A 17618-nucleotide genomic window follows, 5' to 3' on the forward strand; every position below is an offset into this window, starting at 1 on the left:
ATCCTCACTTTTAAAGGTTAGTATATAGCTAAAAGTGATTGAAAAATTTTCAATCAACGGTCTCGTTCAGCTTGGCAAATATGTGAACAAATTATTTAAAAAAAAAATCGATTACCATTGATTTTAACCTTTTTTTTTCTCATGTTCGTTTGTCCATAGGGGGAGATTTTAAATATATACTTTTTACTTCAAATAAATGCGTTCAAACGAAATTTCTTTTAGAATAAGATACAGTGAAACGGACCAGATGGGTGTCGTCTATCATGGCAACTATGCCCAATATTTAGAAATGGCTAGGGTCGAATGGCTAAGGGTGTTGGGTATTTCTTACAAGAATATGGAAGAGGGTGGAATAATGCTTCCTGTAATCAGTTTATCTATTAATTATTTAAAACCTGCGTTGTATGATGATTTGATTTCAGTAAAGGTTATTCTAACAAAGAAACCGGTAGTTCGAATCGAATTTGATTACGAAATAACAAATGAAGATGGGGACTTGCTTGCCACCGCAAATACTGTTTTAGTTTTCATGGATATGAAGCGAAAGAGACCTACTAAATGTCCGCAGTTTTTATTGGATAAATTGAATTATTAAAACAGCCGCTACTTTGCTCTAGTCTTCTTGTTTAAGTTCTAATTTATGGTGTGCCTTTAGAAGCTTATAGGTTTTCTTATAATCACTTTTCGGAATAGAGAGCAATATTTTACCCTTAAGATGAAGTTCTTGTGAGATAATTTTAAGTTGATGTTTTTTTACTAATCGCATCACCGTGTCCATTTCTGGATATTCAAATGTGACGGTCAATTGTTGCTGTAAGACTTTTTTAACAATTGGCGCATCTTCTAAAGCTAATTTAGCTGTTTCTTTATACGCACTAATTAAACCGCCAACACCTAATTTGGTTCCACCAAAAATACGCACAACAGCAATAAGGGTGTTTGTAACGTCAAAAGATTGTAACTGTCCGTATATAGGCATACCGGCAGAGTTATTTGGTTCCCCATCGTCGTTGGCGCGATACGATTTAGTTTCTATGCCCATTTGCCAAGCATAACATACATGGTTGGCACTAGGGTACTCTTTTTTTAAGACTTCAATATGTTCCTTAACCTCATCTTCGTTGGTAACAGGAAAGCAGTATCCATAAAATTTGCTTTTACGTTCTTTATATAAGAGCGGTCCATTTGATTTGGAAATAGTTTTATAGCTGTCCATTTGTATACGCTTACTAAGTTTTACACAAAGTTCATTAATTTATGGCCAAAGGCAACTAATACAATACTAATTACGGCCAAGCCAATTCCAAGCCGATTTTTTACGGTAAGTACTTCTTTAAACAATAAGATACCCAACAGGGTGGAGAACATTACGATAGCTACATTGTTTATGGTGAAAACCGAAGCGCTGTTCCAGGTGGGGTGCTGTAAAGCCTTTAGCAAAAAATAGATGGAGAAATAGTTGGGAATACCCAAGCAAATACCACCTATAATATTCTTTGAATTTATCTTGATTGGTTGCTTAAAAGATTTAAAACCTATGAAAATGGCACCGATTATCGCTGCAGATGCAAAAACTGTTGCAGAGAATAAGGCATATTCTTCCTCGTACATATGCTTCTCTTGAAAGTATTTTATGCTCGTGTCAATAATTCCTGAGCCTAAAAAAACGAATATAGGAAGCGTAAAAGTCCATTTTTTAGCTTTTAATTTTTTCTGTTTTAAGGATGTAAAATATACAGCGAACAAAGCCATAATAATACCGATGACTTGTAAAACACCAAGCACTTCTTTGTACAGTAAAACACCGAAAAGTACGAGTATGGTAAGAGACATTTTAGTTGCTACCGATGCTACCGAAACTCCAAGTCTTTGAGAAGTTGCTGCCATTAGATTGAATATTATTATAAATAATAAACCTAAAGCCGTTGCTCCCCAAAACCAACTTTTTTGACTTATTACAATAGGGTCAATGGGTTCATTATAATAGAGTATGCCAACAGTACAGGCCGTAATGTAATTGACTATTATGGCATAAATTGTTTGAACCTGATATTTGGCAAAAAGTTTAAATATTACAAATATTAAACTTGAAAAGAGTATGCTTAACGCCAAATACATCATTTATAAATGTTTTTGAGTATGACGTACATCTTCAATACCTACTTGTAAATTCCAACAGCGAATGCCTAATTGACTAGCACTGTCGGTGTTTTCTTTGGTATCATCAATAAATAAGGTTTCGCTTGCCTTTAGGTTATTTTCGTTGAGTACAAATTGATATATGTTCGAATTTGGTTTACGCATTTTCATTTCATGGGATAGATAGAATTTCTCAAAGCAGTTTTGAAACCTTTTAAATCGTTCTAAACCCATTTTTTCTTTAGCTATTTCCATGTGCAGGTCATTGGTGTTACTTAACAAAAACAATCTATATGTGTTCTCATTTTTAAGTTTTTCAATAAATTTCAAACGTTCTTCAGGAAAATCTAAAATGATAGAATTCCATGTAGATTTAATTTGTTCAATAGATGCATCATTAAAAAAGGATTGTAATGTGTCAAGAAATACAATGGATTCCATCAAGCCCATCTCGTAGTCTTTGAAAATAGTATCAAGTTCTGGTGTAAGATGGTGTAACCCAAATTTTGCCATTTCTCTTAAAGGTGCCTGTTTGTCTAGATTGATGAAAATATCGCCAAAATCAAATATTATATTTTTAGTCATTTCTTATTATGGATAACTGGTCAGTTGAAATTTGTTTTACTTCTTTTGTAGTACCACTAATCTTTGGAGCTTTTAAACCTTTGTTGAATCGTGTTGCCCCTTTAAAGATTCGAGCTTCATCCCACAGGTTATTATCAATAAAACTTGTTAACGTTTGCGAACCGCCTTCTACAATAACACTTTGTATTTGTTCTTTATAAAGTAGGTCACATAGTTGTTTTGGTATCGCTGTCGTAAAATCAAGAACTTTATAGATGATTCCTTTTTTATACTTATCAGCATCACTAACTACTGTACAGATAATTGTATGTTGCTTTCCATCAAGAACGTGGAAATCTGTTGGTATTTTCAAGCTTCGGTCTAACATGATTCGAGTGGGTGGCTTTCCGTGCCAGTCTCGTAGGTTTAGGTTTGGGTTATCGGCTAAAGCCGTATTCGTGCCTACCAATATAGCTTGTTCCTCACTACGCCATTTGTGCACCAGTTGTCTTGATTCAGTGTTGGTAATCCAATATGGCTTTTTAGTAGCACCCCTAAGGGTCTTTTCAGGAGCAATAAATCCATCAGCCGTTTCGGCCCATTTTAAAATAATATAAGGTCGTTTTTTGGTGTGAAAGGTAAGGAATCGTCTATGATGTTCAGCACATACCTTCTTTAAAACGCCAACTTCAACGTAACATCCAGCTTGTTCCAGTTTTTGAATGCCACGTCCGGCAACTTTTTCATGTGGGTCTTTTAAGCCAATGACCACTTTTCTAATTCCGATATTTATAATTAAGTCGGCACAAGGGGGTGTTTTACCGAAATGGGAGCAAGGCTCTAAGGTGACATATAAAGTTGCTGATTTCAAAAGCGTTACATCGGTTACCGAATTTATTGCGTTAACCTCAGCATGGGCACCACCATAGGGACTGGTATAACCCTCACCTATAATCTTACCGTTATAAACTACAACGGCACCTACCATAGGATTCGGAGCTGTAAATCCTAATCCGTTTTTGGCAATTTGAATACACCGCAACATAAATTGTTCATCCATAGAAAGGGATTCTAAATTAGGAAGCATAGTAAATCGGGAATCAAGATTATTATTGGACATCAAACTTTACGTTTATACGCATATCACGTATCTTCACACCTCAAAAATAGTACTTTAAAACCTATTGCATAATTGGTATGGAAAATGTAGTTATTCGCAAAATAAATAGGGAAGATAATCCTCAAGTAGCAGAAGTCATAAGAACCGTTTTGGTCGATTTAGGCGTGCCGAAAGTGGGTACTGCATATGCTGATACTGCCTTAGATTCTATGTTCGAGCATTATGATAAACCTAAAGCTACGTATTTCGTCGTAGAGAAGAATGGTGCGATTTTAGGGTGTGCTGGGATTGCTCAATTAGATAATTATGAAGGCAATATTTGTGAGCTTCAGAAAATGTATTTTTTGGAATCCGCTAGAGGAAAAGGTGTAGGGCGAGAAATGATTGAAGTTTGTTTGAATCGTGCTAAGGAGTATGGTTTTGAGAGTTGCTATTTAGAAACCATGCCGTATATGGAGGCTGCTCAGAAATTATATAAGAAAATGGGTTTTGATTATATAGAGGCTCCAATGGGGAATACAGGTCATTATTCATGTCCTGTTTGGATGTTAAAAATATTGTAGTTGTGCTCTTAAAGGAAATCAAAAATATATTTCACGCAGAATTGGATGTATTATATGGCAAAGAAGAAGTCTCCAGTTTTTTCTATTTGCTCATTGAGCATTATTTTGATTTGGAACGTTTCGTATTGGCGATACAGCCAGAATTAGTGATAGATAAGGAACAAGAGACCTTTATATTCAATGCCTTATCTGAATTGAAGTTAGAGAAACCTATACAGCATATTATGGGTACTACCCACTTTATGGAGTTGGATTTTAAAGTTAATAAGCATGTCTTGATTCCTCGACCGGAAACCGAAGAATTGGTTCGATGGATTTTGGACGATTATGAACATACCGATAAGGCATTGAAAATATTGGACATCGGAACCGGCAGTGGTTGTATTCCCATTTCTTTGGTAAAAAATATGCCTACAACAAAGGTGCAAGCGTTTGATATTTCATTAAATGCTTTAGAAATCGCACATGAAAATGCAGTAACGCATGATATAGCTGTTGACTTTTTTCAAGCCGATATGCTTAAAATGGACCGTGAAATTAAATATGATATAATCGTTTCTAATCCGCCATATGTTAGAGAATTAGAGAAGGCTGAAATACGAAATAATGTAATAGACCACGAACCTGGTATTGCTTTATTTGTGCCAGATGAAGACCCGTTGAAGTTTTATGTTGCTATTGTTAAATTTGCGGCTAAATCTTTACATACAGAGGGTTGTTTATATTTGGAAATTAATCAATATTTAGGAATCGAAATGAAAATGCTCTTAAAGGAATACGGATTTGAAAGTATTGAGTTGAGAAAAGATATATACGGCAATGACCGTATGTTAAAAGGAATAAAAGCATGAGAAGTATTGTTGTTTTTTGTGGTAGTAGTGAAGGCGCAAATTCGGAATATGCTGAGAAGGCATATCAATTGGGAGAAACTTTTGCCAAAAAGGAAATAGTGGTTGTTTACGGTGGTGCCAAAATTGGTATAATGGGTAAAGTTGCAGAAGGCGCTTTGAACAATAGCGGGAAGGTTATTGGTGTAATACCGGAATTTCTGAAATTGAAGGAAGTTTTTCATGAGGGATTGACCGAATTGATTGTTACCCAGAATATGCATGATCGCAAGCTAAAAATGCACGAGCTATCTGATGGGATTCTTATGCTACCTGGTGGATTTGGAACCTTAGAAGAGTTTTTTGAAATGTTGACCTGGTCGCAATTAGGGCTGCATCACTATCCCATCGGTATTTTGAATACCAACGGTTTTTATGATTCCTTGTTAAACATGATGCAGCAAATGGTAGCAGAAGGTTTCGTTAAAAGTGACCAATTGGGGAAAATTTTGGTAGATACGAATATCGAAGCATTAGTAGATAAAATGAATAAATATCAACCGTTACCAACCCCAATATGGATTAAAAAAGAGCAACTTTAATACCTATGGAGGCGAAACTACAAGAACTCAGAAAAGAACTACGCGAGCATAATTACCATTATTATGTGTTAGACAACCCGACGATTTCTGACTTTGATTTTGACATGAAACTTAAAGAGCTGCAGGAATTGGAAACGAAGCACCCAGAGTTTTACGATGCTAGTTCCCCGTCATTACGGGTAGGTGGTATGATTACCAAAAACTTTGTAACGGTCGTTCATGAGCATCGTATGTATTCGTTAGATAATTCGTATTCCAAGAAAGATTTAGAAGACTGGGAAAAGCGAATACAACGTAATTTAGGTGATGTGCCTGTTATGTTTACGTGTGAATTAAAATATGATGGGGCATCTATCAGTATTACCTATGAAGATGGAAAGTTAGTTAAAGCTGTTACTCGTGGTGATGGTATACAGGGTGATGATGTCACCAATAATATCAAAACAATAAAATCAGTGCCGCTTCAATTGAAAGGAGATTACCCTGCAAAATTTGATATACGTGGCGAAATTGTGTTACCGTTTAAAGGGTTTATGAAAATGAATGAAGAACGTGTGGCCAATGGAGAAGAACCGTATATGAATCCTAGAAATACGGCTTCAGGTAGTTTAAAATTACAAGATAGCAGTTTGGTAGCACAACGCCCTTTAGCGTGTTTGTTGTATAGTATCATTGGTAGGGATTTGGGAATCGAAACCCAGTTTCAAATGTTAGATAAAGCACGGGAATGGGGTTTTAAGGTGCCAACAGTTGCCAAACTTTGTACTACAACAGATGAAGTGATGGCCTTTGTAGAAGAATGGGATGTTAAACGTCATGAGCTACCGTATGAAACCGATGGTGTAGTTATTAAAGTTAATAGTCTTCAAAACCAAGATGAACTCGGGTATACCGCAAAATCTCCGCGTTGGGCAATGGCCTTTAAATTTAAGGCAGAGCAGGTTTTTACAACGCTGAACGAGATAACCTATCAAGTGGGTCGTACAGGTGCTATTACGCCTGTAGCAAACTTAGAGCCGGTATTACTGGCAGGTACGACAGTGAAACGAGCTTCATTACATAATGCAGATCAGATTGAAAAATTAGATATTCGGGTCGGGGATACCGTATTTGTAGAAAAGGGAGGTGAAATTATTCCTAAGATTATAGCGGTTGATTTGACCAAAAGACGTGCCGATTCCGTACCAACACAATACATCACCCATTGTCCGGAATGCAATACAGAACTGAACAGGAACGAAGGTGATGTCAAACATTACTGCCCTAATGAATTTGGGTGTCCTCCACAGATAACTGGCCGAATACAACATTTTATTTCAAGAAAGGCAATGGATATTGAAGGTTTGGGTGGTGAGACCGTAGAACTTCTTTTTAAGGAAGGCCTAATTGAAGAGTATGCCGATTTGTATCGATTGACTAAAGAGGATGTTTTGCCCCTGGATCGTATGGCAGAAAAATCTGCTGAAAATTTGGTTAAAGGGGTGTCCGAATCTGTAAACGTTCCATTTGAACGTGTGTTGTTCGCATTGGGTATTCGATATGTTGGGGAAACTGTGGCTAAAAAATTAGCAAAGGCCTATAAAAATATAAACGCACTTAAAGAAGCTTCCTTAGAACATTTAATTACAGTTGATGAAATAGGAGAACGAATTGCCCAGAGTGTAATAGATTTTTTTGCAAACGAAAAGAACATCGAGGCCATTGAACATTTACGTAGTTATGGAGTTCAAATGGAACTATCTGCAGATAAGTTAGAAAACCAGACCGATACCTTGGCTGGTAATACCTTCGTTGTTTCTGGTGTTTTTGAAATATTGAGTAGAGACGAGCTTAAAAAGAACATAGAGGATAATGGGGGCAAAGTAGGCTCTTCAATATCTTCAAAAACCAGTTATTTAGTAGCTGGAGATAAAATGGGGCCGAGCAAACGAACTAAGGCTGAAAGTCTAGGAATTCCCATCATAAGCGAACAGGATTTCTTAACTATGATAGCGTAGAAAAGCATGGATATTTTTACAATTATTTCAGTATTGGTATTTCTTTCTGCCATTTTCGGTTACTTGAATGCCCGATTTTTAAAACTACCTAATAGTATCGGTTTAATGTTAATTACCATTGTGTTTACTATGGTAGTCTTTGGTATCGGCTATGTTGATGATACATTGATTAATGCAGAGCGCTATATTATTAGCCAGATAGATTTCAAATCTGTATTATTAGATGTAATGCTAAGTTTCCTTTTATTTGCTGGGGCTCTACATACCAATTTCGAACAGTTAAAAGTACAGCGATGGCCCATTTTGGCATTTTCTACAATAGGAGTTTTGGTCTCTACTTTTCTAGTAGGGATTAGCATGTTCTACCTCTTACAGTTCTTGGGTATGGAAATTTCATTTATCTATTGCCTGCTTTTTGGTTCGCTGATTTCACCCACAGACCCAATTGCCGTGTTAGGTATTCTGAAAAAGGCTGGTGCACCTAAGCAACTAGAAACTAAGATTGTTGGAGAATCACTCTTTAATGATGGGGTGGGGGTTGTTATATTCCTTACTATTTTTCAATTGGCTTCGGCTAGGGAAGTTGCGATTGAACCATTAGATATACTGCAACTATTTGGTGTTGAGGTTGTTGGTGGCTTAGTATTAGGGCTAGCTTTAGGCTGGGGAACCTATAAACTAATGAAATCTATTGATGATTATGATATTGAAGTCATCATTACATTGGCCACTGTAATGGTAGGTACATTGATAGCGCAAAAGTTCCATTTGTCCGCACCCTTGGCGATGGTAGCTGCAGGTTTAGTAGTGGGGAATGATAAGGTTCGAAATTCAGCCATGTCTGAAACTACGGAAACCTATGTAGATAAATTTTGGGAATTGTTGGATATTCTCTTGAATACCTTATTGTTTGTCTTGATAGGAATGGAAATGCTGGTACTTTCGTTTAAAATGGAATATGTGGTCGCGGGTTTATTGGCGATTCCATTAATATTGGCGTGTCGCTATTTGTCTTTGTTGTTACCCATTAAATTCTTCGAAAAGAAGCTCGATTTCGTCCCCAAAACTAATTTAGTGATGACCTGGGGTGGACTTCGTGGTGGTATATCAATTGCATTGGCTTTGGGATTATCTGATGAAATGTTTAGGGATGTCTTTTTGGTAATCACCTATATCGTGGTCGTATTTTCCATAATAGTGCAGGGGTTAACAGTTGAAAAACTTATAAAACGTGTTGTGTCATGATACCAAAAACCTATCCCGATTTTACAAATAGTTTACAGCTCACCAATGTACCTGAAGATTGGCCAGATGCTTTAAAAGCAATGTGGTTCGATGCCAAAGGAGATTGGGATGCATCACATGATATAGCACAAGAAATGCAAAGTAAATTAGGTAGTTGGATGCATGCCTACTTGCATAGAAAGGAAGGTGACCGATTTAATGCGGGCTATTGGTATCGTTTGGCTGATAAAACATATCCAAAAACTACGCTAGATGAGGAGCTTGAAGAGATTGTAGTGTTTATTATAAAGAGTATGTAATCTATTTAAATAAGTTGAAAATAATGTTCATGTGAACATTATAAGCAATGTAATATCATCGGATTTGCTTTTAGTGCTTAGCCACCTAAACACGATTGCAATTTTTCAATAGCACGAAACTGAATGCTTAAAATATCATTTACTAATCTTTGTTCTATTTTTTTTAATCATCTTTTTAGTATTGAAATCGGAGCAGTAACTTTTAGAGTATCTCCTTCATATACTTTTTGACATCGGCATCTTTATATATTTTCTGAAGCATAGTCGTATATAATGCTGCAAATCGTTTGTTATTCACAAGATTACCAAAAAGAGATTGCTGTTTGATAAAAGCTAAAGGGTCTTCATTAGTTTCTTGGGGGCTTTATGAAGCTCGGCGCTCATAGCATCAATAATTTCAAGAGGCGCTCCATTTTTATCGGTTTGTTTATCACTAATATAGCACTAGCCAGCAAAGACCAAGGTTGCGAATTCAATATTAACTTCACTATCTAAATTTTCTTGAAGGGTGGAGATTAGAAATTTCTAAAATTTGGCAGAACTTTCCGAACAAATTCGACTAACGCTGTCTTTTATGTTTGTATTGATAAAACGTGCATCTAAACTGTCTTTGTATTCGTCTAGATTTATTTCTTTTAATTCATCTAATGTTGGTGTTGCCTCCTTATCCATAAATACCCTCAAATACGAAACGAAAGTAGGGTCTTCCATACAGGTATTAATAGTTTTGTGTCCGTGTAGAAATTCCAATATGCCCAAGACCGAGAGGCCTGCGTTTAATAAACGGAGTTTCATTTTCTCATAAGGCTTCACGTCCGGACCAAATTGTACGCTGACTTTTTCAAATTCTGTTCGTCCGTTTGAAAAATTATCTTCTATGACCCACTGTATAAATGGCTCATAGGTAACAGGCCACTCATCCTTTACCGCGAAGGTTTCCTCCAAATAATCCATATCATATTGTGTGGTAACATGCGTTACGCGATCTACCGTACTATTTGGAAAGAATATCTCTTTAAATCCATTGAGCCATAGAGTCATCTTGGCGTTTGGCAAAAGAGACTACCGTATCACGAGCTACATCGCCGTTGTGCTGAATATTATCGCAAGACATAATGGTGAATACCGGTAGTTTTGTGTCACGACGCTTTTTTAATGAAGGCGTTAAAAAACCATATATGGTTTTTGGGTCGTCAGGATGTTTCAACGCATGTTGAATATCAGGATTTTCAAAATCAAATTCCCCGTAGATGGATTAAAATTATAATCGCCTTAGGTAGTGGTGAGTGAGACAATTTTGGTAGAAGGGTGCCATACGCTCAATAACGAATGTAGGATTGTCTACACTTAACAAAAATTCGCAAACTAAACCTAGTATACTTGTTTCTATCTTTCCATCGGGATGCTTATTATTAGTCATCTTGCTTTTTAAGAATGTAATGTATTTTTCTATTTCCTTCGCGTAAACCTATTCCGAAGATTCCCCATTCTGAAGCACTGAATTCTTCTTGAAGCTTATGTGTATAAAAGACCCAATGTCCGTTCCCTGCTGGGTGTATTACGTTTCAACTCATGGCTTATCATGCTCGTATGGACACCGATGTACTCCGCTATTCTTGTTTGTAATAATCCTACTTTGAATAGGGACTGAATTTGATACCTTAGAGCAAGGCAAAGTGGTTTATAATTTTTCATGCAAGACGAATATAACTATTGAACCTATAACAGATGGGGCTAGCCCCATCTGTATAAATATTCGTGTAGCACTTATTACTTGAACTTAGTATTAAAACTTATATCAAATTTAAGAATAGTCTGATTTCTGATTTTGTCGTGAAAAAATTTGGGCTAACCCTAATATTCTCACCCTGTAAAGTTACCAGAATTTTATTTTCCTTAAGGTTTTCGTATAGTGCTTTAGTAGTTTTAAAAGAACCCATATTAAAATGAACGATTGCTGTTCTTTCTTCTCGTTTTTTTATTGGTGTTCGTATTTGACACCCCTTTTCTTGGAGTCCATCAATCATAAAATCTGTATTTTCTAGCGCTTTCTTATAAATGTTTTCAATACCTATATCTAGAATTAATTGGAGTCCTGCCGACCAAGCACTAAAGAGTGAATAAGCAATTGTACCAGTCTCAAATTTTCTAGAATCATCATAATAAGAAAGTTTATCATGAACTGTCTCTGCTGAAAACATGCCAGGTAATATTGGATTAATCATTTTCACAACTCTTTTGCTGACATATAAAAATCCTGTACCATGCATTCCAAGTAGCCATTTAAAACCACAACCTGACATTACATCAATCTGGTCTTTTTCAACATCAATAGGAACCATACCAGCACCTTGTGCTGCATCGACGATAAATAATGCACCCTTCTCATGAGCAATTTTACCGATTGCAGACAGATTCGGCCTAAAACCACTGTTAAATCTTACGGCAGCAATTGCTACAACGCGAGTTCTATGATCAATAAGTTTTTCGATTGACTCAGGATCAATACTTTTGTCTTCATTGATTTGTACAAACCTAATCTCAACACCTTTCTTTTCAAGATTTAACCAAGGAAAAGTGTTATTCCAATGTTCTAGTTCAGGAAGTATAATATTATCTCCTTTTTTAAACGCTAATCCTTGCGCCACAATTCCTAAGCCAACGCCAGTACTTGTTGTTAAAGCGTATTCTTCTGGTGAACCACCCAATAATTTTGATAATAGAGTACGAATTTTATCACGATTAAATCCCTTTTTATCAATAAGGTTTACTTCTTTTTTCAAATAAGCCTGAAGTTTATTATTTACCAATATATTTAGAGGAGATTGTGAGGCACTGTTAAGATAAACGGCTTTATTCGTGACTGGGAATAGTGATCTAATTTGTTCTATATTCATGTCAATATTGACTTTTTATGTTCTTTGATAAAGGTATTTCTAAAGGTATCATTATTACTTAACTCTAATTATAATGACCTACATCAAATAGAATATGTATCAAATTAAAAAAATAGCTACAACATGTGTACACATTTCTACAATTCTTTAAGGATAATGATCCAATAAAATAGGGAAGTATTCTAAAAGGATACTTCCAAGGCTACTATAATAAAAGACAACGAAGTATGATATATGTTAGCTTTTAGTAAAATAGGAAAAGTCATATTTGTAGCTTATTTAATTTTAAAAGATTACAAGATGGTTTTATCTAAATCAATACACACCTTTCATATTCCAGTAATGGGATTAGCGTATACCATAGACAGTCCAATTCGTGTCGCTCAATATGGAATTTCTTCGGTAATATCCATTATTGACGATGAGCTTATGGAAAAAATGAACGCTTTTTATAGCAAAAAATTTAATCTACCCTATCAAGAGATTTCAAAAAAAGCACAGGATTATCGTGCCGAACGTATTACTTCCTATTTAAATTTAGTGGATAGTATTGTTAAGGAAAAATTTTCAAAATTTAAAACAGAATTAGCTGAAAGTAAATTAGCTTTAGAAAGCTTCATGGCCACATTACCTAATAAATCTAGTATTAAGGAAGGTCTTTTCAATTTAATGAATGAAGGTTCTACACTTAAGGACAATATTGAAAACTATTTGGAAATGCATTTAAAAGCTGGAGACATTGATGTGAATATCATGACTAAAGTTGATAAAGATAATTTTGTTAAAAGTGAGCAATTACCTGTTGAATTTAACGATGCACATGCATCACTTCGAGGTTTCGCCAATAGTAATTTGAATTCTTCGGTTGTGCTATCGGCTGGAATGAACCCAAGATTATACAGTTATTTTGAAAATTTTAAAGATTTCTTTCCAGATAAAAATAATCAGTTAAAAAAGAAGATTATTCTTAAGGTGAGTGATTATCGTTCGGCAACTATCCAGGGTAGATTTTTAGCAAAAAAAGGGCTTTGGGTTTCAGAATACAGAATTGAATCTGGCTTAAATTGTGGTGGACATGCTTTTGCAACAGATGGCTTTTTATTAGGTCCTATTTTAGAAGAGTTTAAAAACAAAAAGGATGAATTAATAAACGAAACGTACGATGTTTTTGCAAAAGGTTTAAATCAGAAAGGATTAGCTGTTCCTGAACAGCCTTTAGATTTGAAATTTACCGTTCAAGGTGGTGTTGGCACAGCAGATGAGCACGAATTTTTACTTGAAAATTTTCAGGTTGATTCTGTAGGTTGGGGAACCCCATTTTTATTGGTTCCAGAAGCCACATCTGTAGATAAACAGACTAGAGCATTATTAGCAAATGCTAAAGAGAAAGATTTGTATTTAAGTAATATTTCGCCTTTAGGAATTCCTTTTAACACGATAAAAGGAACTACAAATGAATACCACAAACAAAAACGAATCGATAGCAATAAAGCAGGAAGTTCTTGTCCGAAAAAATATTTGTCATTGAGCAAAGAATTTGGTCCAGAAGGTATTTGTACCGCTTCAAAAAAATATCAAGAGGTGAAACTACAAGAACTAGAAGCTAAAAGATTTGAAGTAGCTCCGGCCATGTACGAAAACGCCAAAGTTAAAATAACCGAAAAAGCGTGTCTTTGTGTAGGTTTGGCCAATGCGTCTTATTTGGAAAATGGTATTAAAATAAAAGGTCAGGAGCAAGGTGTTGTAATTTGTCCAGGACCAAATATGGCTTATTTTGATAAGGAAGTGTCCCTTTCTAAAATGATGCAGCATATTTACGGAAATGGGTTTGTACTTTCACGTGTAGATCGGCCAAACATGTTTGTCAAAGAATTGAAAATGTATTTGGACTATTTTAAAAATGAAATAGCGACTATTTCAGAAGAAGTTACGACTAAACAAATTAAGAAATGGGAAGCTTTTAAGAGTAATTTGTTTTATGGAATTGCCTATTATCAGAATTTGTTTCAATCGTCTGTGTCTTCTGAAAATACCAATACTCAAAGGGAACTTCAGTTGTATAAGGAAGATCTCATAACAGTTGTTATCCCAGAATTGGAATAATGTACTTGGCATTTTGTTGTTATTTCTATCGGAATAATTTTCTCTTTTTAAGTATTTGAATGAATTCTGGCAACATAGTACTTTCAGAGTTTTCAATTCTCATTGAGTGAGAAATTCCCAAAGATTTTTTTAGCATTCAGTTGGGATGTTATAAACTTGTTTTAAATTAATTTACCAATACGATTTGAAGAATTCCAAATAGTATATTAAAAGCATATCACCACCAGATACACCAATATTTAAGAAAATAAAAGAATCCATTTGTTTAATTCATATTTTACAGATTTAAGAGAGTTTCGGCAATGATTACTAAATGTTTCGTTTATACGTAGTTACATGTGTTAGCAACTAACTTTACAAAGTTAACACCAAGCAATTATTTATAGCTATTGTACCTATTACACAACGCTCTCTAATTGCTATTTCAACAATTTCTTTAATCAATGACGGAAACAGTTATTTTTTACCACAGTACTTTGCTATCATTCGAATATTCTACTGGTTAATAAATTTAATTTGTTTCCATTCAAAATTGATTGAATCATTTTTTTGTGGTACTCCAGGAGTACTGCGACCATCAACTATATATTTTATGAGTAATGATTTTAATTCTTCTACTACTTCAGTATTTGTAGCTTGTAAATTAGTGGTTTCACCCGGATCATTTTTTAAATTATACAATTGAATTGGAGGTAGGCTTTCAATTACTCCTTGATCTTTATTAGGACTAGGAAAACTCCAGCCACCTGAGCCCGGACACATAATAAGTTTCCAATCACCTTTTCTGATTGCAAAATCCCCGTTAATAGAATGATGTACAGTAGCTTCCCTCAATGGTGTATCAGGCTTAGCTTGTTCAAATAATGGTAACAAACTGTAGCTATCTTCTCCCTCATCATCCGACAAGGAATATCCAACAATATCTGCACATGTTGCCATCAAATCTGTTGTACAAATAATTTCATCTGATACCATTCCTTGGTCAATTTTAGCAGGCCATTTAACGATAAATGGCACCTTGTGCCCCCCTTCAAAAATATCAGCTTTATGCCCTCTATAGATATAACTTGGATGATGCCCTTTTTGCTTCATCAGTTCAAAATTTGCTTCTGGAGAGCAACCATTATCACTGGTAAAAATCACAATGGTATTTTTTTCAATTCCAGCTTCTTGTATCACTTTTTCTAGCTGCCCAATATAGTTGTCCACCATCATTATAAAATCACCATAAGGATTCAGGCCACTCTTCCCCTGCCATTCTTTTGTTGGCAATATAGGTGTATGGGGAGATGGCAGTGCTAAGTACATAAAAAATGGATTTTCTTCTTTTGACTTTTCTTTAATATATTCAATTGATTTCCTAAAAAAATTAGGAGTTACATCTTCATGAATAAAATCACTGGATGTAGGACCTTTGCGCCACCAGGAGTATTGGTCTTTATTAACACTAGTAGTATCTGGAATTTCAGTTGGCATACCGTTTTCAACATATACATATGGAGCCATATCCAAAGAGCCAGAATGTCCATAAGAATAATCAAAACCTAAATCTTTTGGTCCATTTTTTACGGGTTTGGAAAAATCGATATTATCAAAATCTGCAGGATTCCAACCTGTACCAAGGTGTTCTTCCGGATTCTTCATAGCCCAATCCCATCCTAAATGCCATTTCCCTATAAATGCAGTTGTGTAATTAAACTGTTTTAATAAAGACGCTACTGTTTTTCTTTTGGTAGCGATTAATGCTTTAGAATTACCTGTAAGCACCCCTGATTTTAATGTGCTTCGCCAATTATAGCGCCCGGTAATAATCCCATACCTTGTTGGAGTGCAAACTGCTGAAGATGTATGGGCATCTGTAAATCTAATACCTTCGGCAGCCATTCTATCAATGTTAGGTGTTTTGATCTTACCATTTTTGTTAAAAATAGATATATCCCCGTATCCTAAATCATCTGCTAAGACATAAATTATGTTTGGTTTTGTTTGTTCTTTTCGTTTTTCTGTACAGCTATTTAAGCTAATGGCTAAAACGATAATTAAAATATATATTCTCATAATTTATCTCCTTAATTTATTTTTGAATGCTGACGGTGTTCTTTGCTTTACCGCACTATTTATATAGTAAGTCCATCATGTATCAAACGGTTTAAAGCCACCACAAGCTACACGTGTATGTTCTAGATAATAGGCAGCACAATGTTTAGGTATACAATACCATTAAATTGGGCTTAGTATGCGTTTTCCTCACCGTTACGTTCGTCTCTGTCATCGTCAAGAAGAGCAACTAAGGCTTTAAAATTGGTATCGGTATTAATCGTTCTTTCGAGGTGTTGCATAGTAGTCCAAATATTAGACTTTTATAGTATATCCAGAAGCGGAGCTGCCCACGCTATCGAAATAGAAATCAATACGACCGAGGTGTACGCCAAAACAACCTACTTGGTTGACTAGTACTTCACGACCAGTTGCATTGGTTATACTAGTAGGCTTTTCTAAGAACGTGTGGGTATGACCGCCAATAATCAAATCAGTATATTTAGTTCTTTGTGCTAGTTTCAAATCATCTGGTTTTTCGGTAACCTCATAGTCATAGCCCAAATGAGAAAGGCAAATAACTAAATCACACTTTTCTTCTTGCTTTAGCTTATGTTCCATATCGGTCGCCAATTCAAATGGGTCAAGATATTCGGTTTCTTTATAGAGTTGTCTGGTAACTAAACCGTCTAGTTTTATCCCTAATCCATATACACCAATTTTAATACCGTCTTGCTCATAAATTTTATAAGGTTGGGTAAAACCATTCAAATCCGTATTTGAAAAGTCATAATTAGAAGTAATAAAGTTGAATTTAGCATGTGGCATTTGCGCTAAGAGGCCGTTAATTCCATTATCAAAATCATGGTTACCAATGGTGGTAGCATCATAATTGAGCATACTCATTAATTTGAATTCCAGTTCACCGCCGTAGAAGTTAAAATATGGGGTGCCTTGAAAAATATCGCCAGCATCAAAGAGTAGGGTATGGGGGTTTTCTTTTCGTATACTAGCTACCAAACCTGCCCTTCTTGCTAGGCCTCCCAATCCTGGGAAATCTGCATGATCATTAGGGAATGTATCTATATGGCTATGCACATCATTGGTGTGTAAAATGGTAATATGTTTTTTGGAAGATTGCGTACAGGAATTCAGTGCAAGACCGCCAAGGGATAAAAAGCTAGCAGATGCAGTGGTATTTCTTATAAATTTTCTTCGTTCCATA

18 protein-coding genes are annotated in these 17618 nt (G+C 35.5%); 8 read left to right on the forward strand and 10 right to left on the reverse strand.

The genetic code is table 11. The features are described from left to right. Nucleotides 1-196 precede the first annotated feature (196 nt). Nucleotides 197-595, forward strand: a complete 399-nt coding sequence (locus ES765_RS04420) for an acyl-CoA thioesterase (RefSeq protein WP_138111496.1) — start codon at nt 197-199, stop codon at nt 593-595. 18 nt (nt 596-613) lie between these two features. Here the strand turns inward: ES765_RS04420 and ES765_RS04425 are convergent, their stop codons facing one another. The 4 genes from ES765_RS04425 to ribD are packed head-to-tail and all read right to left on the reverse strand — an operon-like array spanning nt 614 to nt 3823. After that, nucleotides 614-1216: an IMPACT family protein gene (locus ES765_RS04425; RefSeq protein WP_138111498.1), complete on the reverse strand. Its 603-nt coding sequence runs from the start codon at nt 1214-1216 to the stop codon at nt 614-616. 20 nt (nt 1217-1236) lie between these two features. Then, on the reverse strand, nt 1237-2121 hold the full coding sequence (locus ES765_RS04430) for a DMT family transporter (RefSeq protein ID WP_138111500.1): 885 nt from the start codon (nt 2119-2121) through the stop codon (nt 1237-1239). Further along, on the reverse strand, nt 2122-2724 hold the full coding sequence (locus ES765_RS04435) for an HAD-IA family hydrolase (protein WP_138111502.1): 603 nt from the start codon (nt 2722-2724) through the stop codon (nt 2122-2124). After that, nucleotides 2717-3823, reverse strand: a complete 1107-nt coding sequence (gene ribD / locus ES765_RS04440; protein WP_249356229.1) for a bifunctional diaminohydroxyphosphoribosylaminopyrimidine deaminase/5-amino-6-(5-phosphoribosylamino)uracil reductase RibD — start codon at nt 3821-3823, stop codon at nt 2717-2719. The genes ES765_RS04435 and ribD overlap by 8 nt, the downstream gene beginning before the upstream one ends. A 77-nt stretch (nt 3824-3900) precedes the next feature. Between ribD and ES765_RS04445 the strand changes: the two genes are divergently transcribed. From ES765_RS04445 to ES765_RS04465, 6 genes are read left to right on the forward strand one after another with little or no spacing between them, the layout of a single operon-like run. After that, entirely contained in the window at nt 3901-4386 is a 486-nt protein-coding gene (locus ES765_RS04445) for a GNAT family N-acetyltransferase (RefSeq protein ID WP_138111504.1), read from the forward strand. Next, on the forward strand, nt 4356-5237 hold the full coding sequence (gene prmC, locus ES765_RS21640) for a peptide chain release factor N(5)-glutamine methyltransferase (protein ID WP_249356231.1): 882 nt from the start codon (nt 4356-4358) through the stop codon (nt 5235-5237). The genes ES765_RS04445 and prmC overlap by 31 nt, the downstream gene beginning before the upstream one ends. Then, nucleotides 5234-5815, forward strand: coding sequence for a TIGR00730 family Rossman fold protein (locus ES765_RS21645; RefSeq protein WP_171017223.1), 582 nt, complete (start codon nt 5234-5236; stop codon nt 5813-5815). The genes prmC and ES765_RS21645 overlap by 4 nt, the downstream gene beginning before the upstream one ends. A gap of 5 nt (nt 5816-5820) precedes the next feature. Next, entirely contained in the window at nt 5821-7812 is a 1992-nt protein-coding gene (gene ligA, locus ES765_RS04455) for an NAD-dependent DNA ligase LigA (RefSeq protein ID WP_410504332.1), read from the forward strand. Nucleotides 7813-7818: 6 nt separating this feature from the next. Next, complete coding sequence (locus ES765_RS04460) at nt 7819-9057, forward strand: cation:proton antiporter (RefSeq protein ID WP_138111508.1); 1239 nt, start codon at nt 7819-7821, stop codon at nt 9055-9057. Beyond that, nucleotides 9054-9356: a hypothetical protein gene (locus tag ES765_RS04465; protein WP_138111510.1), complete on the forward strand. Its 303-nt coding sequence runs from the start codon at nt 9054-9056 to the stop codon at nt 9354-9356. The genes ES765_RS04460 and ES765_RS04465 overlap by 4 nt, the downstream gene beginning before the upstream one ends. 525 nt (nt 9357-9881) lie before the next feature. On the opposite strand, the gene ES765_RS04470 is transcribed toward ES765_RS04465, so the two are convergent. From ES765_RS04470 to ES765_RS04485, 4 genes are all read right to left on the reverse strand, one after another. After that, a complete protein-coding gene (locus ES765_RS04470; protein WP_138111512.1) occupies nt 9882-10397 on the reverse strand; it encodes a hypothetical protein in 516 nt (171 codons plus the stop codon). Further along, the gene (locus ES765_RS04475; RefSeq protein WP_171017224.1) at nt 10372-10563 is read right to left on the reverse strand and encodes a hypothetical protein; all 192 of its coding nucleotides are present in this window, start codon (nt 10561-10563) and stop codon (nt 10372-10374) included. The genes ES765_RS04470 and ES765_RS04475 overlap by 26 nt, the downstream gene beginning before the upstream one ends. A 308-nt stretch (nt 10564-10871) precedes the next feature. Continuing rightward, nucleotides 10872-11051 (reverse strand): helix-turn-helix domain-containing protein, encoded by a 180-nt coding sequence (locus tag ES765_RS04480; RefSeq protein WP_138111517.1) that lies wholly within the window; start codon nt 11049-11051, stop codon nt 10872-10874. 98 nt (nt 11052-11149) lie between these two features. Then, complete coding sequence (locus ES765_RS04485; protein WP_138111519.1) at nt 11150-12253, reverse strand: aminotransferase class V-fold PLP-dependent enzyme; 1104 nt, start codon at nt 12251-12253, stop codon at nt 11150-11152. A gap of 300 nt (nt 12254-12553) precedes the next feature. Between ES765_RS04485 and ES765_RS04490 the strand changes: the two genes are divergently transcribed. After that, nucleotides 12554-14356 carry a hypothetical protein gene (locus ES765_RS04490; RefSeq protein WP_138111521.1) on the forward strand — a complete coding sequence of 601 codons (1803 nt, stop codon included), beginning with the start codon at nt 12554-12556 and terminating at the stop codon, nt 14354-14356. A 495-nt stretch (nt 14357-14851) separates the two neighbouring features. Here ES765_RS04490 and ES765_RS04495 read toward each other — a convergent pair whose 3' ends face one another. Both ES765_RS04495 and ES765_RS04500 read right to left on the reverse strand, forming a co-directional pair. Next, nucleotides 14852-16414: a sulfatase family protein gene (locus ES765_RS04495; protein ID WP_138111523.1), complete on the reverse strand. Its 1563-nt coding sequence runs from the start codon at nt 16412-16414 to the stop codon at nt 14852-14854. Between the two features lie 294 nt (nt 16415-16708). Beyond that, on the reverse strand, nt 16709-17617 hold the full coding sequence (locus tag ES765_RS04500) for a bifunctional metallophosphatase/5'-nucleotidase (RefSeq protein WP_138111525.1): 909 nt from the start codon (nt 17615-17617) through the stop codon (nt 16709-16711). Nucleotide 17618 lies beyond the last annotated feature (1 nt).

This window comes from Maribacter sp. ACAM166, from assembly GCF_005771495.1.
In the GTDB taxonomy this organism is placed as follows: Bacteria; Bacteroidota; Bacteroidia; order Flavobacteriales; family Flavobacteriaceae; genus Maribacter.

What these genes read in the sequence shown, in the direction of transcription:
- ES765_RS04420 (WP_138111496.1), top strand. Translation starts at nt 197, where the DNA reads ATGCGTTCAAACGAAATTTCTTTTAGAATAAGATACAGTGAAACGGAC.
- ES765_RS04445 (WP_138111504.1), top strand. Translation starts at nt 3,901, where the DNA reads ATGGAAAATGTAGTTATTCGCAAAATAAATAGGGAAGATAATCCTCAA.
- ES765_RS04425 (WP_138111498.1), bottom strand. Translation starts at nt 1,216, where the DNA reads ATGGACAGCTATAAAACTATTTCCAAATCAAATGGACCGCTCTTATAT.
- ligA (WP_410504332.1), top strand. Translation starts at nt 5,821, where the DNA reads ATGGAGGCGAAACTACAAGAACTCAGAAAAGAACTACGCGAGCATAAT.
- ES765_RS04430 (WP_138111500.1), bottom strand. Translation starts at nt 2,121, where the DNA reads ATGATGTATTTGGCGTTAAGCATACTCTTTTCAAGTTTAATATTTGTA.
- ES765_RS04490 (WP_138111521.1), top strand. Translation starts at nt 12,554, where the DNA reads ATGGTTTTATCTAAATCAATACACACCTTTCATATTCCAGTAATGGGA.
- ES765_RS04495 (WP_138111523.1), bottom strand. Translation starts at nt 16,414, where the DNA reads ATGAGAATATATATTTTAATTATCGTTTTAGCCATTAGCTTAAATAGC.
- ES765_RS04500 (WP_138111525.1), bottom strand. Translation starts at nt 17,617, where the DNA reads ATGGAACGAAGAAAATTTATAAGAAATACCACTGCATCTGCTAGCTTT.
- ES765_RS21645 (WP_171017223.1), top strand. Translation starts at nt 5,234, where the DNA reads ATGAGAAGTATTGTTGTTTTTTGTGGTAGTAGTGAAGGCGCAAATTCG.
- ES765_RS04485 (WP_138111519.1), bottom strand. Translation starts at nt 12,253, where the DNA reads ATGAATATAGAACAAATTAGATCACTATTCCCAGTCACGAATAAAGCC.
- ES765_RS04435 (WP_138111502.1), bottom strand. Translation starts at nt 2,724, where the DNA reads ATGACTAAAAATATAATATTTGATTTTGGCGATATTTTCATCAATCTA.
- ribD (WP_249356229.1), bottom strand. Translation starts at nt 3,823, where the DNA reads ATGTCCAATAATAATCTTGATTCCCGATTTACTATGCTTCCTAATTTA.
- ES765_RS04460 (WP_138111508.1), top strand. Translation starts at nt 7,819, where the DNA reads ATGGATATTTTTACAATTATTTCAGTATTGGTATTTCTTTCTGCCATT.
- prmC (WP_249356231.1), top strand. Translation starts at nt 4,356, where the DNA reads ATGTCCTGTTTGGATGTTAAAAATATTGTAGTTGTGCTCTTAAAGGAA.
- ES765_RS04480 (WP_138111517.1), bottom strand. Translation starts at nt 11,051, where the DNA reads ATGAAAAATTATAAACCACTTTGCCTTGCTCTAAGGTATCAAATTCAG.
- ES765_RS04470 (WP_138111512.1), bottom strand. Translation starts at nt 10,397, where the DNA reads ATGACTCTATGGCTCAATGGATTTAAAGAGATATTCTTTCCAAATAGT.
- ES765_RS04465 (WP_138111510.1), top strand. Translation starts at nt 9,054, where the DNA reads ATGATACCAAAAACCTATCCCGATTTTACAAATAGTTTACAGCTCACC.